General features: G+C 73.7%; 17 protein-coding genes and 1 pseudogene. 10 read left to right on the top strand and 8 right to left on the bottom strand.

Annotation, left to right across the window (positions count from 1 at the left end; translation table 11 throughout):
- Positions 1-5 precede the first annotated feature (5 nt).
- Positions 6-434, top strand: a complete 429-nt coding sequence (locus F3L20_RS17705; protein ID WP_150155204.1) for a hypothetical protein — start codon at positions 6-8, stop codon at positions 432-434.
- 30 nt (positions 435-464) lie between these two features.
- Here the strand turns inward: F3L20_RS17705 and F3L20_RS17700 are convergent.
- From F3L20_RS17700 to F3L20_RS17685, 4 genes and pseudogenes are all read right to left on the bottom strand, one after another.
- A pseudogene (locus F3L20_RS17700) lies at positions 465-1,256 on the bottom strand (transcriptional regulator); the annotation flags it as partial.
- Positions 1,257-1,260: 4 nt separating this feature from the next.
- Complete coding sequence (locus F3L20_RS17695; RefSeq protein WP_150155203.1) at positions 1,261-2,100, bottom strand: MerR family transcriptional regulator; 840 nt, start codon at positions 2,098-2,100, stop codon at positions 1,261-1,263.
- Positions 2,101-2,202: 102 nt separating this feature from the next.
- The gene (locus F3L20_RS17690; protein WP_150155202.1) at positions 2,203-2,574 is read right to left on the bottom strand and encodes a nuclear transport factor 2 family protein; all 372 of its coding nucleotides are present in this window, start codon (positions 2,572-2,574) and stop codon (positions 2,203-2,205) included.
- A 59-nt stretch (positions 2,575-2,633) separates the two neighbouring features.
- The gene (locus F3L20_RS17685) at positions 2,634-3,407 is read right to left on the bottom strand and encodes an SDR family oxidoreductase (RefSeq protein ID WP_150155201.1); all 774 of its coding nucleotides are present in this window, start codon (positions 3,405-3,407) and stop codon (positions 2,634-2,636) included.
- Positions 3,408-3,630: 223 nt separating this feature from the next.
- Here F3L20_RS17685 and F3L20_RS17680 point away from each other — a divergent pair, with 223 nt between their 5' ends.
- On the top strand, positions 3,631-4,314 hold the full coding sequence (locus F3L20_RS17680; RefSeq protein ID WP_150155200.1) for a DUF4328 domain-containing protein: 684 nt from the start codon (positions 3,631-3,633) through the stop codon (positions 4,312-4,314).
- A gap of 256 nt (positions 4,315-4,570) precedes the next feature.
- Here F3L20_RS17680 and F3L20_RS17675 read toward each other — a convergent pair whose 3' ends face one another.
- Positions 4,571-4,948, bottom strand: coding sequence for a transglycosylase family protein (locus F3L20_RS17675; RefSeq protein WP_150155199.1), 378 nt, complete (start codon positions 4,946-4,948; stop codon positions 4,571-4,573).
- Between the two features lie 144 nt (positions 4,949-5,092).
- Here F3L20_RS17675 and F3L20_RS34015 point away from each other — a divergent pair, with 144 nt between their 5' ends.
- Entirely contained in the window at positions 5,093-5,257 is a 165-nt protein-coding gene (locus F3L20_RS34015; RefSeq protein ID WP_167534545.1) for a hypothetical protein, read from the top strand.
- Between the two features lie 60 nt (positions 5,258-5,317).
- Here F3L20_RS34015 and F3L20_RS17670 read toward each other — a convergent pair whose 3' ends face one another.
- Complete coding sequence (locus tag F3L20_RS17670; RefSeq protein ID WP_145824482.1) at positions 5,318-5,767, bottom strand: SRPBCC family protein; 450 nt, start codon at positions 5,765-5,767, stop codon at positions 5,318-5,320.
- A gap of 148 nt (positions 5,768-5,915) precedes the next feature.
- On the bottom strand, positions 5,916-6,266 hold the full coding sequence (locus F3L20_RS17665; RefSeq protein ID WP_150155198.1) for a DUF1330 domain-containing protein: 351 nt from the start codon (positions 6,264-6,266) through the stop codon (positions 5,916-5,918).
- Positions 6,267-7,388: 1,122 nt separating this feature from the next.
- Here F3L20_RS17665 and F3L20_RS17660 point away from each other — a divergent pair.
- From F3L20_RS17660 to F3L20_RS17635, 6 genes are all read left to right on the top strand, one after another.
- Positions 7,389-7,574 (top strand): hypothetical protein, encoded by a 186-nt coding sequence (locus tag F3L20_RS17660; RefSeq protein WP_150155197.1) that lies wholly within the window; start codon positions 7,389-7,391, stop codon positions 7,572-7,574.
- A gap of 63 nt (positions 7,575-7,637) precedes the next feature.
- Positions 7,638-9,731, top strand: coding sequence for a DUF4139 domain-containing protein (locus tag F3L20_RS17655; protein WP_167534544.1), 2,094 nt, complete (start codon positions 7,638-7,640; stop codon positions 9,729-9,731).
- A gap of 5 nt (positions 9,732-9,736) precedes the next feature.
- Positions 9,737-11,305, top strand: a complete 1,569-nt coding sequence (locus F3L20_RS17650) for a mucoidy inhibitor MuiA family protein (RefSeq protein WP_150155196.1) — start codon at positions 9,737-9,739, stop codon at positions 11,303-11,305.
- Between the two features lie 402 nt (positions 11,306-11,707).
- Positions 11,708-12,622 (top strand): AurF N-oxygenase family protein, encoded by a 915-nt coding sequence (locus tag F3L20_RS17645; protein WP_150155195.1) that lies wholly within the window; start codon positions 11,708-11,710, stop codon positions 12,620-12,622.
- A gap of 46 nt (positions 12,623-12,668) precedes the next feature.
- A complete protein-coding gene (locus tag F3L20_RS17640) occupies positions 12,669-14,198 on the top strand; it encodes an FAD-dependent oxidoreductase (RefSeq protein WP_150155194.1) in 1,530 nt (509 codons plus the stop codon).
- A 295-nt stretch (positions 14,199-14,493) separates the two neighbouring features.
- Positions 14,494-15,582: a DUF475 domain-containing protein gene (locus F3L20_RS17635; RefSeq protein WP_150155193.1), complete on the top strand. Its 1,089-nt coding sequence runs from the start codon at positions 14,494-14,496 to the stop codon at positions 15,580-15,582.
- Positions 15,583-15,657: 75 nt separating this feature from the next.
- On the opposite strand, the gene F3L20_RS17630 is transcribed toward F3L20_RS17635, so the two are convergent.
- Positions 15,658-16,587: a ketopantoate reductase family protein gene (locus F3L20_RS17630; RefSeq protein ID WP_150155192.1), complete on the bottom strand. Its 930-nt coding sequence runs from the start codon at positions 16,585-16,587 to the stop codon at positions 15,658-15,660.
- 47 nt (positions 16,588-16,634) lie between these two features.
- On the opposite strand from F3L20_RS17630, the gene F3L20_RS17625 reads away from it, so the two are divergent.
- Positions 16,635-17,276: a CGNR zinc finger domain-containing protein gene (locus tag F3L20_RS17625; protein ID WP_150155191.1), complete on the top strand. Its 642-nt coding sequence runs from the start codon at positions 16,635-16,637 to the stop codon at positions 17,274-17,276.
- Position 17,277: the final 1 nt, after the last annotated feature.

The following is a 17,277-nucleotide window of genomic DNA, read 5'->3' as shown; positions in this document are numbered from 1 at the left end:
ACGTCATGGTGCGGGGCTGGGTCCTGCCGTTGCTGATCGTGGTGGCCGGCGTCGCCGCCGCGGCCGGGCTGCACGCGGACCGGAACGACGGCGGGGCGGTGGTGGTCCTGCTGGCGTTCGTGGCGTTCGCGGCGGTGAACTCGCCCCTGATCTTCCCGAAACCGGCCGGCGCGCTGGAGGCGCAACGCCGCAGCGAGGAGGACGGCCGGCCGGTCGTCTACTGGCGGCCGGGCTGCCACTACTACAGGCGACTGCGGTTCCGCCTGGGCCGGGACGCCCGCCGGGCGCACTGGGTCGACATCTGGCGCGACCCGGCCGGCGCGGCGGTGGTGCGGTCCTTCGCGGAAGGGAACGAGACGGTGCCGACCGTGGTCCTGACGGACGGGCGGGGGTACGTCAATCCCGACCCGGAGTGGGTACGCGAGCGCCTCTGACACACCCGCCCGCACCGCCGCCCAGGTGTGTCAGTCCGGCTCGTGTCCCGTTCCGGCCGGGGCGGGGTCGCCGACGGTGTAGACGTCCTTGACCTTCACCTCGGTGACACCGCGCCCCTCCGGGAACACGGCGCGCCAGTCGCCGGTCACGTGCAGCTCGTCGGTGCCCATCGCGCGGACGACCGTCAAGCCCTCGTCGTGGGCGCGGTGCGCCTTCCACCACAGGTTCACGAACGCCTGGGAGCGGATGAGGTGCATCCAGTCCGTGCGGTACAGCTCCCGGTTGTAGTTCGACTCCCCCATCGTGGAGACGAACTTGGAGTACATCGCCTTCACGTACTCCAGGGTCACCTCGTCGTCCTCGGCGATCGCGCGGTCCCGGACGTCCCGGAGCGCGACGCGGAACTTCTCCAGCAGGCTCTCGGTGGCGCCGGACGTCCACGACTCGTGGATCTCCGGCGGGTCGCAGAGGGCGTACCGGGGACCCGAGTGGCGCAGCAGCAGGCGCAGGGTCGGCTCGGTCACCCACAGCGGACCCGGCTCGTCGCGGCTGCCGATCGGGTTCGGCAGGACCGCGTCGTGCTCCCAGGCGGGAGGGGTGATCAGATGGACCCCCGCCCGCCGCCGGTCGTGCCGGTTGCCGGTGGAGTGCTCCAGCTGGCCGAGCGGCAGGTGGGTCTTGAGGGCGGACAGGTAGGCGCCGTTGATGTCGAGCGCCGTCACCTCGTGCCGGCCGGGCGGGAGTTCGGGCCGGGTCCAGCGGGGGCGTGCCTCCCAGATCCGGTCGGCACCGCGGGCGCTCTGCTTGCGGAGGATGTCGGGGCGGTCAGTCGCCGTCCGGGGCGGTGAGCCAGGCGACGAGGGTGCGCCAGCGTTCGGGCTGGTCGGTGTCGCGGGGGCCGACCAGGTACACCTCCTCGACGAGGTCCTGTGAGCGCAGGCCGTGGCGGGCGGCGTAGGAGCCCACGGCGGCATAGGTGAGGTCGAGGTCGTCGTGCGGGCCCTGGTGGGTGGCGACGGCGGCGGTCCGGCCGGGCAGAAGGAGTTCGCGCACGGTGTCCGGTGCGTCCGTGGGCAGCGGTGCCTCGGCGGGGAGGTAGACGGTGGCGTGGCCGTGGCCCTCGGTGAACAGTTCGTGTGCGTAGCGGCCGCCGGGTGGGAGTACCGGGCGGTGTCCGGCGGCGGCGTCGAGGTCGCGCATCGCCGCGTCGTACCAGTCCAGGCCGGCGCCCTCGGGGACGTCGAGGGACACCGCGTACACGCGCCGGGGCGGGAGGACCTCCAGGGTCACCGTCCGCTCGGCGCCGGGGTCGAGGAGTTCCCGGAGGGCCTCGACGGCTCGCTGGGTGCGGCCGAGCCGGTCCTCCAGACGGCGCAGATGGGCGGCCACGACCTGCCGGGCCGTGTCACGGTCCGCCTCGCCGCGCCGGCCGTCGTCCTCCTCCGCCGCCAGGAAGCGCCGCAGGTCCGCCAGCGGGAGGTCGAGGTCGCGGAACCGCCGGATGGTCTGGGCGGGCCGTACCTGTGCGGGCGCGTAGTAGCGGTAGCCGGTCACGGGGTCGACCTCGGCGGGGACCAGCAGGTCCTGCTCGTGGTACCGGCGCAGTGTGCGGATGCTCAGGTGGGTGATGCGGGAGAACTCCCCGATCGTCAGCCGCTCCGTCATGGAGTCCTCCTCCTGTCCGTCCCGGTGGCCGGTGTCGTCGTGTGCCGGCCTGCCCTGGGACCGGCCTCCGTGCCGGCCGGTTCCAGGGTGCACCGTGTGTCGTCAGGGTGTGATCTCCAGCCGGGTGATCCTTCCCCGTGCGTCGCGCTCGAAGGTGAAGCGGAGTGTCACGGGGCTGCCGGGGAAGTCCCCCGACACCTCCGCGACGGCGCGGCAGGCGGCGGCCGTGCCGGTGACCTCACGGACGTCGTACTCCACGGGCGGCACCTGGTCGCGCCAGCGCGCGACCTCGACGAGCCCGCGATGGGTACGGCCTTCGTCGCGTACGACGACATTGTCGTCGAAGAGCGCGAGATGGCGCTCGCGGTCGCCGGCCGTGGCCGCGGCGACGTACTCCTCGACGAAGGCGCGGGCCTCCCGGGTGGGGCGGCTCGGCGCCTGCGCGCCCGTGCGGTGGGTGGGGTCGGTCTGCATGGTTCTCTCCGATGTCGGCCGGCCGTACGGAACCGCACGGCCGGTGCGGTGTGCGGGGTTCAGACGGCCCGTACGGTGCCGCCGTCCACGGTGTACTCGGCGCCGGCCACCGCGGCCGCCCGGTCCGAGACCAGGAAGGCGATCACCTCGGCGACCTCCTCCGGTTCGGCGGGCTGCCCGAGCGGGATGCCGCCGAGGACGCGCATCAGCTCGTCGAGGGCGGCCTCGCGGCTGATGCCGCCCTCCTTCATCCGACGGGTGAGCATGCCCTCGGCGCCCTCGGTGCGGATGAAGCCCGGGGCGACCGAGTTCACCCGCACCCCCGCCGGCGCCACCTCGTTGGCGAGTCCCTTGCTGTACGTGGTGAGGGCGGCCTTGGCCGCCGCGTACGCCAGGGTCGAGTCGTGCAGCGGCATGCGGCGCTGGATGGAGGTCACGTGCACGACGGCGCCGGTGCCGCGGGCCACCATGCCGGGGAGCAGGGCGCGGTCGAGCCGGACGGCGGACAGCAGGTTGAGTTCCAGCTCCCGGGCCCACAACGTGTCGTCGAGGGCCGCGTAGCCTCCGGCCGGTGAGCCGGAACCGCCGACGACGTGCACGAGGACGTCCGGGACGCCGACGCGTTCGGTGACGGCCGCGGCCGACGCGGCCACGCCCTCGGCGGTCCCCAGGTCGCCCTGGACGAAGATCGCGTCGCCCGCCCGGGGTGGCGTACGGGCGATGGTGACGACCTTCGCCCCCGCCTGCCGGAGCCGCTGCGCGGTCGCCAGTCCGGTGCCCTTGCTGCCGCCGGCCACCACGGCGACGCGTCCTTCGAGATCGGTGTCGTTCATGTCCGCCACCCTGGACCCTCTCCCGGGGGGAGACTCAAGCGTCCGCCGTCGACGGCACCGGGGACGGACCTGCGGCAATAGTCATGGACACGCTGCACGGGTGATGGGATAAGGTCCGGAAGCTGATCACTCGTTTGTGATCTTCGCGTGGCGTCCTGGGGAGGGTGCGCCACACTTCCATCGCCTTTCAGGGGGGTCCTCCATGGCTCATCCACCCATGCCCATGACACCGATGCCAGCGCCCGGTCCGGTCCTGCGCTCGCCCGTGGGTCTCTCGCACGCCGTGACCGTGCTGCTCGGCCTGGTGATGCTCGCCGACGTGCTGAACATGGCGGCCGCGTTCTTCATGCGGTCGCAGATGGACCGGATCACCTCCGGCGTCGGGGACGTCGACCTGACGGACCTCGACCGGGCCGATTCCGCGCTCGCCGGCACCGGCGTGTTCTACCTGCTGGCGCTGCTGGCGACGGCCACGGTGTTCATCATCTGGTTCCACCGGGTGCGCCAGAACGCGGAGGTGTTCGCTCCGGACACGCAGCGCCGGTCCGCCGGCTGGGCGATCGGCGCCTGGTTCATCCCGTTCGCCAACCTGTGGATCCCACGCGGCATCGCCCTCGACGTGCTGCGGGCCGGCGAGCCCGACCCCTACGGGGGCACGGTGCGGCATCAGGGCCTGCTCAACGCCTGGTGGGGGGTGTGGATCGCGTCGAACGTGTTCGACCGTTTGGCGACCCGGCGGTACGACGACGCCGAGAGCCCTCAGGCGGTCCACGACGCCACGGGGTGGCTGATCACCGGGTCGCTCCTCGACATCGTCGCGGCGGTGCTGGCCGTGCTGTTCGTCCGCAGGCTGACGGCCGCTCAGAACGCCAAGGCGCTGGCGGGGCCGGGTCTGCCGGTCGGCTGAACCGCCTCACCCGCGGAATGCCACCTCGACCGCGGAACGCCACCTCCGCCGCGAACGCCCCCTCGCCGGGCGGCCGGCACCCGCACCGGGACGCCGGGCGCCCGGCGAGGGCGTGTGGCGGCCGGTCCGGCGTCGGGTGTCGGGCGAAGGGCGTGCCGCGGCCGGTCCGGCGTCGGGTGTCGGGCGAAGGGCGTGTGGCGGCCGGTTCGGCGTCGGGTGTCGGGCGACGGGGCGAGGGCGCTCCGGAGAGGGACGCCTAGCGTCCCGCGTACGCGCACGTCCAGGCCGACATCCCCTGCAGCGCGGCGAGACGTTCGGCGACGGCGATCTGTTCCTTGCGGGTGGCCAGGTCCGCGCGCCGAGCGTACTTGAGCCCGCCGGCCGCGACCCAGCTGGACTGCGAGAACTGCAGCCCGCCGTAGTGGCCGTTGCCCGTGTTGGCCTTCCAGTTGCCGCCCGACTCGCACCGGGCGATGGCGTCCCAGTCCGGTCCGGAGCGGCCCGCCTGGGAGGCGGTCGCCTCCCCGGCGGCGCCGAGGGCGGTCGCGGCGGCCAGAACCATCACGGCGGCCCCCGCGCGGAATCCGCGCGCACGGCGCCCGGTGACCTGAGAGGCGTTTCGTCTCGATGTCATACACCCACTGTTATGTCACCGAAGGGTGTGACGGCATGCCGGCCGACCGCTCCTTACGCCGGTCGGAGTAGGCGGCGTCCGCGCCCCGGACGGGCCCCGCATGGTCTAGCCTGCCTCTCATTCCCTTGACCGAGAGGTGAGTTCGTGGCTGCGACACAGGGCGACACGGCAGGGCCGGACGGAGCGCGGACGCCGCGGGGCCGTACCCGCTGGGGTGTGGTCACCGCGATCCTCGGGCTCCCGGCCCTGGTCGTGTTCACGTTCCTGCTGATGACGGCCGTCTGGGTGCTGGTCCCTGACGGCTCCTGATCCCGGTCCGTGATCCCGCCGGACACATGACTCTCCGGCGGGTCACGGTGGGCCAGGCGGTCAGGTGGAGGCCTCCACGGCTTCCTTGATGCGGCGGCCGAAGGCGGGGGCGTCCTTGCGGGACGCGCCGGCCGCCAGCGGGAGCAACAGCTTTCCCACGCCGTGCCCTTCGAGCACGTTGAACAGGCGCAGCCGGGTCCCGCCGTCCGCCGTGGGCTCGAGGTCGTACCCGCCCTCCTTGGCGGTGATGGAGTTGTGCGACACCTCGTGCCAGCGCAACCGGGTGGGCGCCGTCAACTCGCTGATTTCGAAGTCCCGTTGGGAACGCATTCCGGCGTCCTTGACAGTGCTGTGGAACACGGTGCCCACATGGGTGTCGCCGTCGGGGCTCTTCTCCATCCTCAGGACGCGGGGGCTGAACTCGGGGTCGTGCCGGCCGTCGGCGAGATAGTCGAAGACGTCCTCTATGGGCCGGTCGATGTCCACGACGACCTCGAACTGATTACTCATGGTTTCTCTCCCACTCCCAGGCGCTCCGGGGAAGGGCCCCGGACAAAGGGGTCATTCCCACGGTAACCGGACGTGCGGGACCTGCCCAGACGGCGGGGTCGCGCGGCCGCCGGTGCACGGCTCGGCCGGCAACCGGCGAGGGCGGGGATCAGTCGGTGGCGGCGAGTGCCTTCCGCAGGGTGTCAGCGGTGGCGGTGGGGTCGTAGCCGTCGGGGACGCCCTCGACGAGGACGATGTCGCCCTCGATGTGCCGGGACCGCAGGGGCGCTATCTCCCGGTAGGCGGGCGAGTCCCACCACTGCCGTGCCTGGTCGATGCCCGGGAAGCCGATCACCACCAGGTCTTCTGACCAAGTGCCCTCCTTCACCTCGTGCTGGGTGGCGTGCACCAGGAAGCGGCCACCGAACGGCTCGAACGTGGCGGGGATGCGCTCGATGTACTCCGCGATGTCCGGGTGCGGGGCGGCCGGCCGCAGGCGGGCGATGGCGTAGGCGGGCATGGTGTCCTCCACGGTGCGTCGGTCCGGTTGACGCGCATGGTGCGTCGGTCGGGTACGCGGTGATCGTGGCACTCGGACTAGGGCCGGGTCGATGACCTGGGAGGTAAGGAAGCGGGCAGCGCACCCTGCCGGGAGGGACCGTCGGCGGCGACCGGGGGACGGGGTCCGTCACCCGGACGAGCGCACTGACCGGACGGGTGGCACAGCAGGCGGACGATGCGACAGGCGGCCTGTCGGGGCGCGTAGCACAGTGGGTCCATGAACCGTCACCGACGCCCGCCCCGGCGCGCCCCGTGGATCGCCGGCGGTGCCGCTGTGCTGCTCCTGGGCGGCGTCGGCGTGTGGGCGTGGGTGGCGCAGGACGACGGGACGCCCAGTCCCACGCCGTCCGCCTCGCACGATCTCACCCTGCCGACCCTGGGCCCGCTGCCGACGCCGACGTCCGAGACCTCTCCGTCGGCCACGGCGGAACCGACTCCCACGGGCACCGGGGCGCCCGTGCCGACGGCGTCCCGTCCGGGCCGGCCGGCCGAACCGAGCCGCGGTCCGACGCCGGGTCCGGTGCCGCCGGGCCAGGGACGGACCGCGTCCCCGGGCGCCCCGGACCAGGGCACGGGGACCGGGCCGGCCGTTCCGGACGGCGGGGCGGGCAGCCGGCCACCGGCACCTCAGGAGGGGCGGCCCCCGTCCGAGGCCGCGCCGTCCGGCCGGATTCCGGCGCCGCAACCGCCCGCCGCGACCGGCGGGGCCGACGCGGGCACCCCGCAGGTTCCCCGCACCGCACCGGCGGTGCCCCCGGGGGCGACGCAGCCGGGACCGCGTGTCCCGCCGCCACCCGGGTCGCAGACGCGCGTGCCCACGCCGCCCGCTCCGGCGCTTCCGCCGGCCGCCTCTCCCGGTCCGCACCTGCCACCCCCCGCCCCCACCCGGACGCCGCAACCGAAACCGACCCCGACGACCGCGCCGACCCGCACCACCACGCCAGCCACGCCCACCGCCGAGCCGACCACGGCACCCACGTCCACGCCCACTGCGCCGAAGCCCTCCAGGACACCCGCCGCCACAGCAGTGCCGAAGCCGCCCGCGACGCCGACACCCGAGCCGTCCGGTGCGCACCCGCGGGTGACCACCACGTGGTACACCTCCCGCGCCGCGACGGCCGCCGCGCAGCGCATGGCCGCCGCCGGGACGGTCGGCGACCCGGCCTGCACGATGTCCGCCGTGGGCCGGCCCGACCCCGCGCTGGTGCCGTGGGAGAGCCGGATCGGCATCGGCCACCACGGCGCCTACTGGTGTCTTGTCTGGTGATCCGGTGCGGACCGTCACGGCGTAGGCTGCCCTCGGCACGGACACGGCTGCTCGGGGGAAGACATGACGGCTGGCACGGCACCGACATGGGCGTCGGCACTGGAATCTGTGGTGGTCTACGCGCAGGGCGCGCTCTGCCGCCGCGTGGCCCGGGGCACCGTCCCGGCGGACGGCCGGGTACGGGTGAGGGGACTGCCGCGCTCGCTGGATCCCCACTCGGTGCGGGCCCGCGTCCTCTCCGCGCCGGGTGTCCGGGTCACCGAGGCACGGGCGGAGGCCGAGGCGGAGGTCGTCGACGCGGACGCGGCCGACGAGGCCCGGCGTGAGGTCGACCGGCTGGTGGACGCGTACAAGGCCGTGGAGGCCCGTCGCGAGCGGCAGTTGAAGCGGATCGAGGAGGTCGCCGGGCTGCGCCCGGTCCCGCCCGGCCGCAAGCGGGACGACCCGCACCGCCGCACCCCGGTGGACGCCTGGCTGGAGCTCGCCGACTTCGTCGACGAGCGCCTGGCCGGTCTGCACGCGACGCTCCGCGAGCTGGAGGAGGAACTGCGGCGCGCCGACCACGAGCTCGACGTCGCCCACGACCGGCTGGAGCGGGCCGGCACCGACACACCGCGGTCAGGGGTCGCCTCCTCGTACTGCGCCGTACTGACGCTGGCCGGCGCGGGCGAGGCGCAGGGCGGGTCCGAGGTGGAGGTGGAGATCGAGTACGGCGTGCCCGGCGCCGTGTGGGTGCCGGCCTACCGTCTGGCCCACCGTCAGGGCGAGGACAGCGGGCGGCTGGTGCTGCGCGCCTCGGTCGCCCAGCGCAGCGGCGAGGACTGGACCGGCGTGCGCATCGCCTTCGCCACGGCCGACCTGCGCCGCCGTACCGACCTGCCCCGGCTGCGGTCGGTCCGCATCGGACGCAGCCAGCCCGCCCCCGCACCGTCCCGCTGGCGTGAACCACCGGCGGGGCTCACCGACTTGTTCTCCGGGTACGACACGGCCGGTCCCGCACCCCGGACCGAACCTACGGCGGGCGCCATGATGGTCGCAGGTGCCGTGGCGGGGGGTCCTGTGGCGGGAGGTCCCGCGTACGACGCGCCGCTCCCGCCGCCTCCGGCGCCCTCCGCGCTGCCCGCCCCCGGCGCCGCGTACGGCGCCGCTCCCCAGGGCTTCGCGGACCACGCCCGGTCCGCCGCCCCGAACCGGCCGCGTGGGCGGGCGCGTCCCGGTGCGGGGCCCTCCGTCGCCCGCGCGGCAGCGGCCCCCAAGGCGCCCGCGCCGCCGGCCGCCGGTGCGGCCCCGGCCGCTCCCCCGCCCCCGCCCGTACCGGGCCCGCCCCAGCCGGACGACGCCGAACTCGACTACGTGGCCCTCGTGTTGAGCGGTCCGGACGAACCGGTGGACCGCCGGGGCCGGCTCTTCCCCGGCTCGGGCTTCGACCCGGTGACCGCCGAGTACCGCCGCCGCGCCGAGAAGCCGGCCGCGCTGCCGCTGCCCGGCCACGCCGTGCGGCCCCGTGAGTCGGCGGGTTCGTTCGATCACCGCTACGACGCGGCGGCACCCGCCGACATCCCCTCGGACGGCACCTGGCACACCGTCACCGTCGGCGAGATCCCGGTCGGCCTGCGCACCGAGTACGTCTGTGTGCCGGCGGTGGAGCAGACCGTGTACGCGACGCTGGTGCTGTCCAACGCGACGGACCAGGCGCTGCTGGCCGGCCCGGTCGAGGTGAGCGTCGACGGGGAGTACCAGCTGACCGCCGCGCTGCCGACCCTCGCGCCGGGCGGTGTGCGCCGGCTGGGGCTGGGGCCGGCCGAAGCCATCGGTGTCACCCGCCGGACGCACCTCACCGAGTCGACCGCGGGCCTGCGCAACAACGTCACCGTGCTGGACCACCGCGTCCATGTGGAACTGGCCAACCGGCTCCCAGTGCCCGTCCGCGTGGAGGTGCGCGAGCGCGTGCCGGTCACCTCGGAGGCGGACGTACGGATCGAGGAACGGGCCGACTGGACGGCGCCCGAGGACACCGCCGACCCGGAGCGGCACGCTCCGGGTACCCGGATCTGGCGGGTCGACCTGCCGGCCGGCGGTACGGCCGCCCTCGACGGCGGCCACGAGATCAGGATCCCGGCCGGCAAGGCCCTGACCGGCGGCAACCGCAGGAGCTGACACAGATGTCCACGTCTTCGGAGCCGCTCGCCCCGATCCCCCTTCCCGTCACCGCCGTCACCTGCACGGAGGACCGCGCGCACGTGGAGCGCACCGCCACGCTCGAACTGCGCGCCGGTACGCAGCGGTTGCGGCTCGGACCCGTCAGCGCCCTCGCCGTCGACCGGACGTTGCACGCCGAGCTGACGGCCGACTTCCCGGTGACCGTCCTCGACACGCGGATCGTGCGCGCCTGGACACCACGCGGACCGGGGCCCGCCGCCGACGACTCCCCGCTGCGCCGGCGTGCCGCCGCCCTGCAGGAGGAGCGGCTGGAGCTGGAGCAGCGGCGCGACCGGCTGCGGGCGCGCGGGGACGCGCTCGGCCGGCTCGCCGCCGATCTGCTGCGGGAGATCGGTGAGGGCGCCGGCTTCGGCGAGACCGAACGCGACCGCTGGTCGCGGGAACTGGACCGGGTCGACCGGGAGCGGGAGACGCGGGCCGAGGAACTGCGCGAGGCGGAGGCGCGGCTGACGGCCGTGTCCGGTGAGACGGCGGAGGCGGAGCAGGCCCTCGCCCTGGCCGAGACGGAGCCCGCCGAGCTGGTCGGCCATGTCGAGCTGACCGTCGAGGCGTCCGTCGCGGGGCGGGCCGGGCTGCGGTTGAGCCATCTCACGCCGTGCGCGCTGTGGCGGCCTGCGTACCGGGCCGTGCTCGACGGGGACGACCTCACCCTGGCCACGGAGGCGATCGTCTGGCAGCGCACGGGCGAGGACTGGTCCGGCGTACGGCTGACCCTGTCCACGGCACGCTCCTCGGCGGCCACGGAACCGCCACGCCTCGGTGAGGACCGGCTGACGCTGCAGGACCGCACGGCCGAGGAGCGCCGTACGGTCCGGGTGGACCTGCGGGAGGAGGAGATCGCGGAGCTCGGGCCGGTCCCCGTGCAGGGGCTGCCGGGCGTGGACGACGGCGGGGAGGTACGCGTCCTGCACGCGCCGGCGCCGGTCTCGGTGCCCGCCGACGGCCGCGCGCACCGCATACCGGTGTCCTCCTTCACCACCACCGCGCGCAGTGAGTACGCCTGCGCGCCGGAGCTGTCCCCGCTGGTCACCCAGGTGGTGCGGTGCGACAACCGGTCCGGGCACGCGCTGCTGGCCGGACCGGTGGACCTCGTCCGGGGCAGCGGCTTCGTGGGGCGCGGCACGCTGGACTTCACCGCCCCCGGTGCGCCCGTGGAGCTGGCCTTCGGCAGCCGCGACGACCACCGTGTCGTACGGGAGACGGAGGAGACCCGCGACACCACGGGCCTCACCCAGCGCACCGTGCTCACCCGGACCGTCCGTCTGCACCTGTCCCGCTTCTCCGCCCCGGACGAGCGGGACGACAGGGTCGTCGCCGTCCGGGAACGTATCCCGGTGTCGGAGGTCTCGGCGGTGGAGGTACGGCTGCGCGAGGACGCCTGCTCCCCCGCACCGGCCGCGGTGGACCCGGACGGCATCGCCCGCTGGGACGTCCCGCTCCCACCGGGCGGCCGCCGTACGGTCACCCTGGTCTACGAGATCTCGGCGAGCAGCAAGGTCTCGGGTCTCTGAGAGCCGGTGCCCGGCACCACAGCAGGGTGAGGTGCGCGCGTGAGCACGCGCACCGCGTACCGGGGGCGGTAGTTGCCGTGCCGCTCGACCGCGGGCCGCACGTCCGACACGTGGGACGCGTCCGTGTCCACCGGCCCGTGTCCGGCATGCTCCGGCACTCCCTGTGCGGACGACCGGGCGCCGATCCGTGCCCCTGAGCCCCGCACACCCCTTGGCCGTAACGGCGGTATTTCGCACGCCCGTTCCCCACCCGTACCGGCGGGCGCCGTGCCGGTGTCGTGTGCCGTCTGTCGCATGACGGTGCCAGGGGGCTGGGAACCCGGGGCGTGTTGCTATACAGTTCGTCAGCAAGCGGGTTACCCGTGGTAATGGCGTACGGACTCGACTCGAGGAGGCCCCGGCATGGCCCTCACCACCTCCCGGGCACAGCACCCGGATCAGCCCGCGGACGACGACGTGGCCCGTCGGCTGCTCGACTCGTCCGCGCAGCTCTCCTACGACCCGCTCACCGAGGTCGACTGGGACACCCCGCTGGACAAGGACTTCCACGGGGCCAGCCCGGAGTGGAGCACGCTCTACGGCACCGCGTACTGGGACGAGATGTCCGACGCGCAGCGCAAGGAGCTGACCCGGCAGGAGGCGGCGTCCGTCGCCTGCACCGGCATCTGGTTCGAGATGATCCTGCAGCAGATGATCCTGCGGGACATCTACTCCAAGGACCCCACGGACGACACCTTCCAGTGGGCGCTCACCGAGATAGCCGACGAGTGCCGGCACTCGATCATGTTCGCCCGCGGCGCGAAGAAGCTCGGCGCGCCGGCCTACCGCCCGCGCCGGGTCGCCGTGGAACTCGGCCGGCTCTTCAAGACCACCGCCTTCGGCGAGGCCGCCTACGCGGCGATCCTGGTCGCCGAGGAGGTCCTCGACGTGATGCAGCGCGACTGGATGCGTGACGAACGGGTCGTGCCGTTCGTGCGCACCATCAACAACATCCATGTCGTCGAGGAATCGCGGCACATGATGTTCGCCCGCGAGGAGACCCGTAAGCACCTCGCCCGGGCCGGGCGCGTGCGGCGCCGGATCCACGCGGTGATGATCGCGATCGCCGCGTACGTCATCGTCACCAGCATGGTGAACCGCAAGGTGTACGCGAACGCCGGCCTGGACGAGCAGCGCGCGCTGCGCGAGGCCCAGGCCAACGAACACCACAAGTCCATGGTCCGGGCGAGCTGTTCGGGCCTGATGGAGTTCCTCTCCTCCGTCGGACTGCTCACCCGGCCCGCGCTGTTCTTCTACCGGCGCGCCCACCTCATCTGACCACGTACAGCCTGCCCCCACCGGGCCCTCAGCGGAGCGGACGACCATGGCCTTCGCGATCACCCAGACCTGCTGCAACGACGCCACCTGTGTGTCGGTCTGCCCGGTCAACTGCATCCGTCCCACACCGGAGGAACGCGCCTTCGGCAGCACGGAGATGCTGCACATCGACCCCAAGACCTGCATCGACTGCGGCGCCTGCGCGGACGCATGCCCGGTGGACGCCATCCACCCCGTCGAGCGGCTGACCGGCGGGCAGCGCGAGTACGCGCATATCAACGCGGCGTACTTCGAAGGCGAGGGCGCCCGCCCCGTCGCCGAGGAGGAGCGGACCGACCGGGGACCGGTCTTCCACGACTGGGGGGCGCCGTCGTTCGACCGGGTACTGCCGCCGGACTTCGGGCCGCTGCGGGTCGCGGTCGTCGGCACCGGCCCGGCCGGGATGTACGCGGCGAGGGACCTGCTGCTGCACACCCGCGCCGAGGTCACCCTGGTCGACCGGCTGCCGGTGGCGGGCGGACTGGTGCGGTACGGGGTGGCACCGGACCACCCGGCCACCAAGAAGGTCGGCGAGAGCTTCGCCCGCTTCCACACGCATCCCCGGGTCCGCCTGTGCCTGGGCCTGGAGGTGGGCACCGACGTCTCGGCGGACGAACTCGCCGCCCACCACGACGCGGTGATCTACGCCGTCGGCGCCACGGAGGCCAGGCGGCTCGGAGTCCCCGGCGAGGATCTGCCGGGCAGCGTCTCCGCGACCGAGTTCGTCGCCTGGTGCAACGGGCACCCCGACCTCGCCCCGGACGCGTTCGCGCTGTCGGCGGCACGGGTCGTCGTGGTCGGCAACGGCAACGTGGCGCTCGACGCCGCACGGCTGCTGGTGTCGGACCCGCGGTCCCTCGCCGGGACCGCGATCGCTCCCCACGCACTGGCGGAACTGCGCCGCAGCAAGGTGCGCGAGGTGGTGGTGCTCGGGCGGCGCGGTCCGGAGCACGCGGCGTACACCCGCAGCGAGTTGCGTGCCCTGAAGCACCTGCCCGGCGTGGATCTGCTGGTCGACGACCACGATCCGCGTATCGGCGCGGCGATCGACGTGGCGGCACCGCACGACAAGGCCGCGGCGCTGGAGGGCCTGCCACGGGAGACCGTCGACTGGACCCTGCCCCCGGGCACGGACGGCCGGCGGCGCATCGTGTTCCGTTTCCTCTCCGCGCCCGCGGAGGTGTGCGGGGACGAGGCGGTCCGTGCCGTGCGTGTCTCCGGCGACAGCGGTGAGGCCCGGATACCGGCCGGACTGGTCCTGCGGGCGGTCGGTCACCGCGGGGTGCCGCTGGCGGGGCTGCCGTTCGACGAGGCCGCCGGAACCGTGCCGAACGAGCGCGGCAGGGTGACCGGCAGACCGGGCACGTACGTCGTCGGCTGGGTCAAGCGGGGCGCCTCGGGCGGGATCGGTGCCAACCGGGTGTGCGCCACCGAGACGGTCGGTTCCCTGCTGGACGACGCGGTGGCGGGCCGTCTGCCCACGCCCAGCGGCAGCGTCCGGGCATTCCGCCGACTGGCGCGCCGCAAGGGGCGCTGACCCGCGCGGCGTCCTCCGAGGGAGGCCCGGGTGTATCCCCCGGGCCTCCCTGAGGTGTCCCGGGTGGATCGTGGCGTGCGCCGGTCCCCCGCCCGGCCGAGGTGAACCTGGCGTGCCGTCATGACGTCGTGCGCCCAGGCCGCCGACACCGGCCGAGCGTGCGGGACCGTGGGGGGTGACGGTGTACCGGTGATCGGCGGAAGTCCGGGGTGTCCGCGTTACGGACGTCTCCGAAGGGGGCACTGGAGCCGAATCCGTCGTCCGTGGTGCGGCGAGGGAGAAGGGAGCGTGCCGCGTGCTGCTGAGGACATTCCGCTGGGCCTTCGCCGTGACGGCTGTCGGCCTGGCGGGCGGGGTGCTGTACGACGGCTGGACGGCGCTCGGGATCGTCGCCATCCTCGCCGTGCTGGAGATCTCGTTGTCCTTCGACAACGCGGTGATCAACGCGGGCATCCTCCGGAAGCTCAACGCCTTCTGGCAGCGGATCTTCCTGACCATCGGCATCCTGATCGCCGTCTTCGGCATGCGGCTGCTGTTCCCCGTGCTCATCGTGTCGGTGAGCGCGCGGCTGGCGCCGCACCGGGCGGTCCATCTGGCGCTCACCGACAAGGACCGCTACCAGGAGCTGGTCACCGACGCGCACCCGTCGATCGCCGCGTTCGGCGGCATGTTCCTGCTCATGATCTTCCTCGACTTCATCCTCGAGGACCGGGAGATCAAGTGGCTCGGCCCGGTGGAGCGGCCCCTGGCGAAGCTGGGCAGGGTCGACCTGCTGTCGGTCTGCGTGGCCCTGGTCGTGCTGCTGGTCACGTCCATGACGTTCGCGACCCAGGCCCACCAGCACGGCGGCAGCCATGCCGACAAGGCGCAGACGGTGCTGGTCTCGGGTGTCGCGGGACTGATCACCTACTTGGTCGTGCACGGGCTGTCGGGCTTCTTCGAGGGCCGGCTGGCCAAGGAGGAGGGCGGCGAGGACGCCGCGCAGCCGGGCGACGGAGGCGGGGGCCGTCCGGTGGGCGCCCTGGCGGGCCGGGCGGCCTTCTTCACGTTCCTCTACCTGGAGGTGCTGGACGCGTCGTTCTCCTTCGACGGTGTCATCGGCGCCTTCGCCGTCACCAACGACATCGTGCTGATGGCGCTCGGCCTGGGCATCGGTGCCCTGTACGTCCGGTCGCTCACCGTGTACCTGGTGCGGCAGGGCACGCTGGACGACTACGTGTATCTGGAGCACGGCGCGCACTACGCGATCGGCGCCCTGGCCCTCGTCCTGCTGGTCAGCATCCGGTACGAGATCAACGACATCGTCACCGGGCTGATCGGTGTCACCCTCATCGGCGCGGCCTTCTGGTCGTCCGTCCGCCGCAACCGCGCGTCGGCCGGATGAGCGGCGGACGACCGGCCCACGGTCCCACCACGGCCCGCCCGGCCGTCACGCATCGGACGGCTCACCGCCCGGCGGTCACGCGCCGGACGGCTTGCCGAGGACGTACGGGGACAGGACGTCGGTGACCGTGCGGTTGCGGGGTGCCGGGACGCCGAGTTCGGCGGCGAGGCCGGCCACTCCCCCGCTGAGCCACGGCAGTTCGAGACGGTGGCCGTGCTCCAGGTCGTTGTGCATGGAGGACGTCATGTCCGCGGGGAGGGTGTCGCAGAAGGCGAGCTGACGCTCGGCGAAGTCGTCGGCGAGCGCCACCCCCGACGCCCGTGCGACGGCCACGACCTCCTCCATGACCTCCCGCAGCAGCACGCGCGACCGCTCGTCGGAGCGGACGACACCGAGGGGCTGCCGGACGGCCGTGGTGGTGGCGGACAGGCCGACGAGGAAGACGAACTTCTCCCAGATCACGCGGTCGACGTCGGCGCTCAGCTCGGCGTCGATGCCCGCGTCGACGCAGGCCTGGAGCAACTGGCGTGCGACGGACTCCTGCTCGGGACGGCGGGCGCCGAAGACCATGCGCTGCAGGGAGCCGTTGTGCCGGACGACCCCCGGTTCCTCGATGAAGGCGGAGATGAAGCAGGCGCCGCCGAGCAGGGACTCCGGCGGCAGGTGGCGGCCGAGGACGGTGTCCTTGTGCACGCCGTTCTGCAGCGACAGCACCGGAGTGCCGGCCAGCTTCGACGCGGCCAGCTGACGGGCGACGTCCTCGGTGTCCCAGAGCTTCACGGCGACGACGACCAGGTCCGCGGAGTCCAGCTCCGTGACCGCCCCGGCCACGGAGCCCGGCGGGGTACGGACGTCCCCCAGAGGGCTGCGCACCAGCAGCCCGGAGCCGCGCACGGCCTCCAGGTGACGTCCCCTCGCCACGAAGGTCACCTCGTGCCCCGCGGCGGCCAGTCGCGCCCCGAAGTAACCGCCGACCCCACCCGCTCCGACAACCGCGATACGCATGGCCACCCGTCTCCCTTGATAACCGTATGGGAGGTTACTATCGCCTCATGGGAGCCGTGCCGCAAGCACCGCGTACGAGAGTCACCGCCCGGGTGCGGGACCTCCGGTTCGACGCGGGATCGCTGTCGCTGAATCTCGTGGCGACCGTGGGGCGCAGGCCCGTCGCTCCGGTGGAGCGGATGGGGGACGTCGAGCGGCTCGGCGCGTGGTGCCGCGGGGTGGGGCTGACCCCGGCACCCGGGTGTGCGGGGGAAGCGCTGCTGCGTTCACTGCACGCCCTGCGGGACGCGGCGTTCGACATCGCCTCGTCGGTGCTGGACGGGCACCGCCCCTCTCCGGCGTCGATCGCCCTGGTCAACGAGCTGGCCGCCTTCGAGGCACCGGTCGCCCGGCTGGAATGGACGCCGGAGGGGGTGCGTCCGGCGCCGGGCAGCCTGCCGCTCACCGAGGACGCCCTGCTGTCGGTGGTCGCCCGGGACCTGGCCGGGCTGGTGTCCGACGCGTCCCGCAGGGAGCGGCTGGGCATGTGCGCGTCGGAGTCGTGCCGGATGCTCTACCTCAACCCGGCCGCGGGCCGGTCCCGCCAGTGGTGCTCGATGCGGCGCTGCGGCAACAACGCCAAGGCGGCGGCGCACCGTCGGCGCAGGGCCGACGGAAACAGCTGGAGACGAGACGACTCGTCTTGTTAGA

Origin of the sequence: Streptomyces tendae, from assembly GCF_008632955.1 — a bacterium.
Classification (GTDB): Bacteria; Actinomycetota; Actinomycetes; order Streptomycetales; family Streptomycetaceae; genus Streptomyces.
The sequence above is the reverse complement of the archived record's forward strand: the minus strand, read 5'-3'. Positions and strand labels throughout refer to the sequence as shown.

Coding starts and splice junctions, on each gene's coding strand:
- F3L20_RS17705 (WP_150155204.1), top strand. CDS start 6: ATGGTGCGGGGCTGGGTCCTGCCGTTGCTGATCGTGGTGGCCGGCGTC.
- F3L20_RS17695 (WP_150155203.1), bottom strand. CDS start 2,100: ATGACGGAGCGGCTGACGATCGGGGAGTTCTCCCGCATCACCCACCTG.
- F3L20_RS17690 (WP_150155202.1), bottom strand. CDS start 2,574: ATGCAGACCGACCCCACCCACCGCACGGGCGCGCAGGCGCCGAGCCGC.
- F3L20_RS17685 (WP_150155201.1), bottom strand. CDS start 3,407: ATGAACGACACCGATCTCGAAGGACGCGTCGCCGTGGTGGCCGGCGGC.
- F3L20_RS17680 (WP_150155200.1), top strand. CDS start 3,631: ATGACACCGATGCCAGCGCCCGGTCCGGTCCTGCGCTCGCCCGTGGGT.
- F3L20_RS17675 (WP_150155199.1), bottom strand. CDS start 4,948: ATGACATCGAGACGAAACGCCTCTCAGGTCACCGGGCGCCGTGCGCGC.
- F3L20_RS17670 (WP_145824482.1), bottom strand. CDS start 5,767: ATGAGTAATCAGTTCGAGGTCGTCGTGGACATCGACCGGCCCATAGAG.
- F3L20_RS17665 (WP_150155198.1), bottom strand. CDS start 6,266: ATGCCCGCCTACGCCATCGCCCGCCTGCGGCCGGCCGCCCCGCACCCG.
- F3L20_RS17655 (WP_167534544.1), top strand. CDS start 7,638: ATGACGGCTGGCACGGCACCGACATGGGCGTCGGCACTGGAATCTGTG.
- F3L20_RS17650 (WP_150155196.1), top strand. CDS start 9,737: ATGTCCACGTCTTCGGAGCCGCTCGCCCCGATCCCCCTTCCCGTCACC.
- F3L20_RS17645 (WP_150155195.1), top strand. CDS start 11,708: ATGGCCCTCACCACCTCCCGGGCACAGCACCCGGATCAGCCCGCGGAC.
- F3L20_RS17640 (WP_150155194.1), top strand. CDS start 12,669: ATGGCCTTCGCGATCACCCAGACCTGCTGCAACGACGCCACCTGTGTG.
- F3L20_RS17630 (WP_150155192.1), bottom strand. CDS start 16,587: ATGCGTATCGCGGTTGTCGGAGCGGGTGGGGTCGGCGGTTACTTCGGG.
- F3L20_RS17625 (WP_150155191.1), top strand. CDS start 16,635: ATGGGAGCCGTGCCGCAAGCACCGCGTACGAGAGTCACCGCCCGGGTG.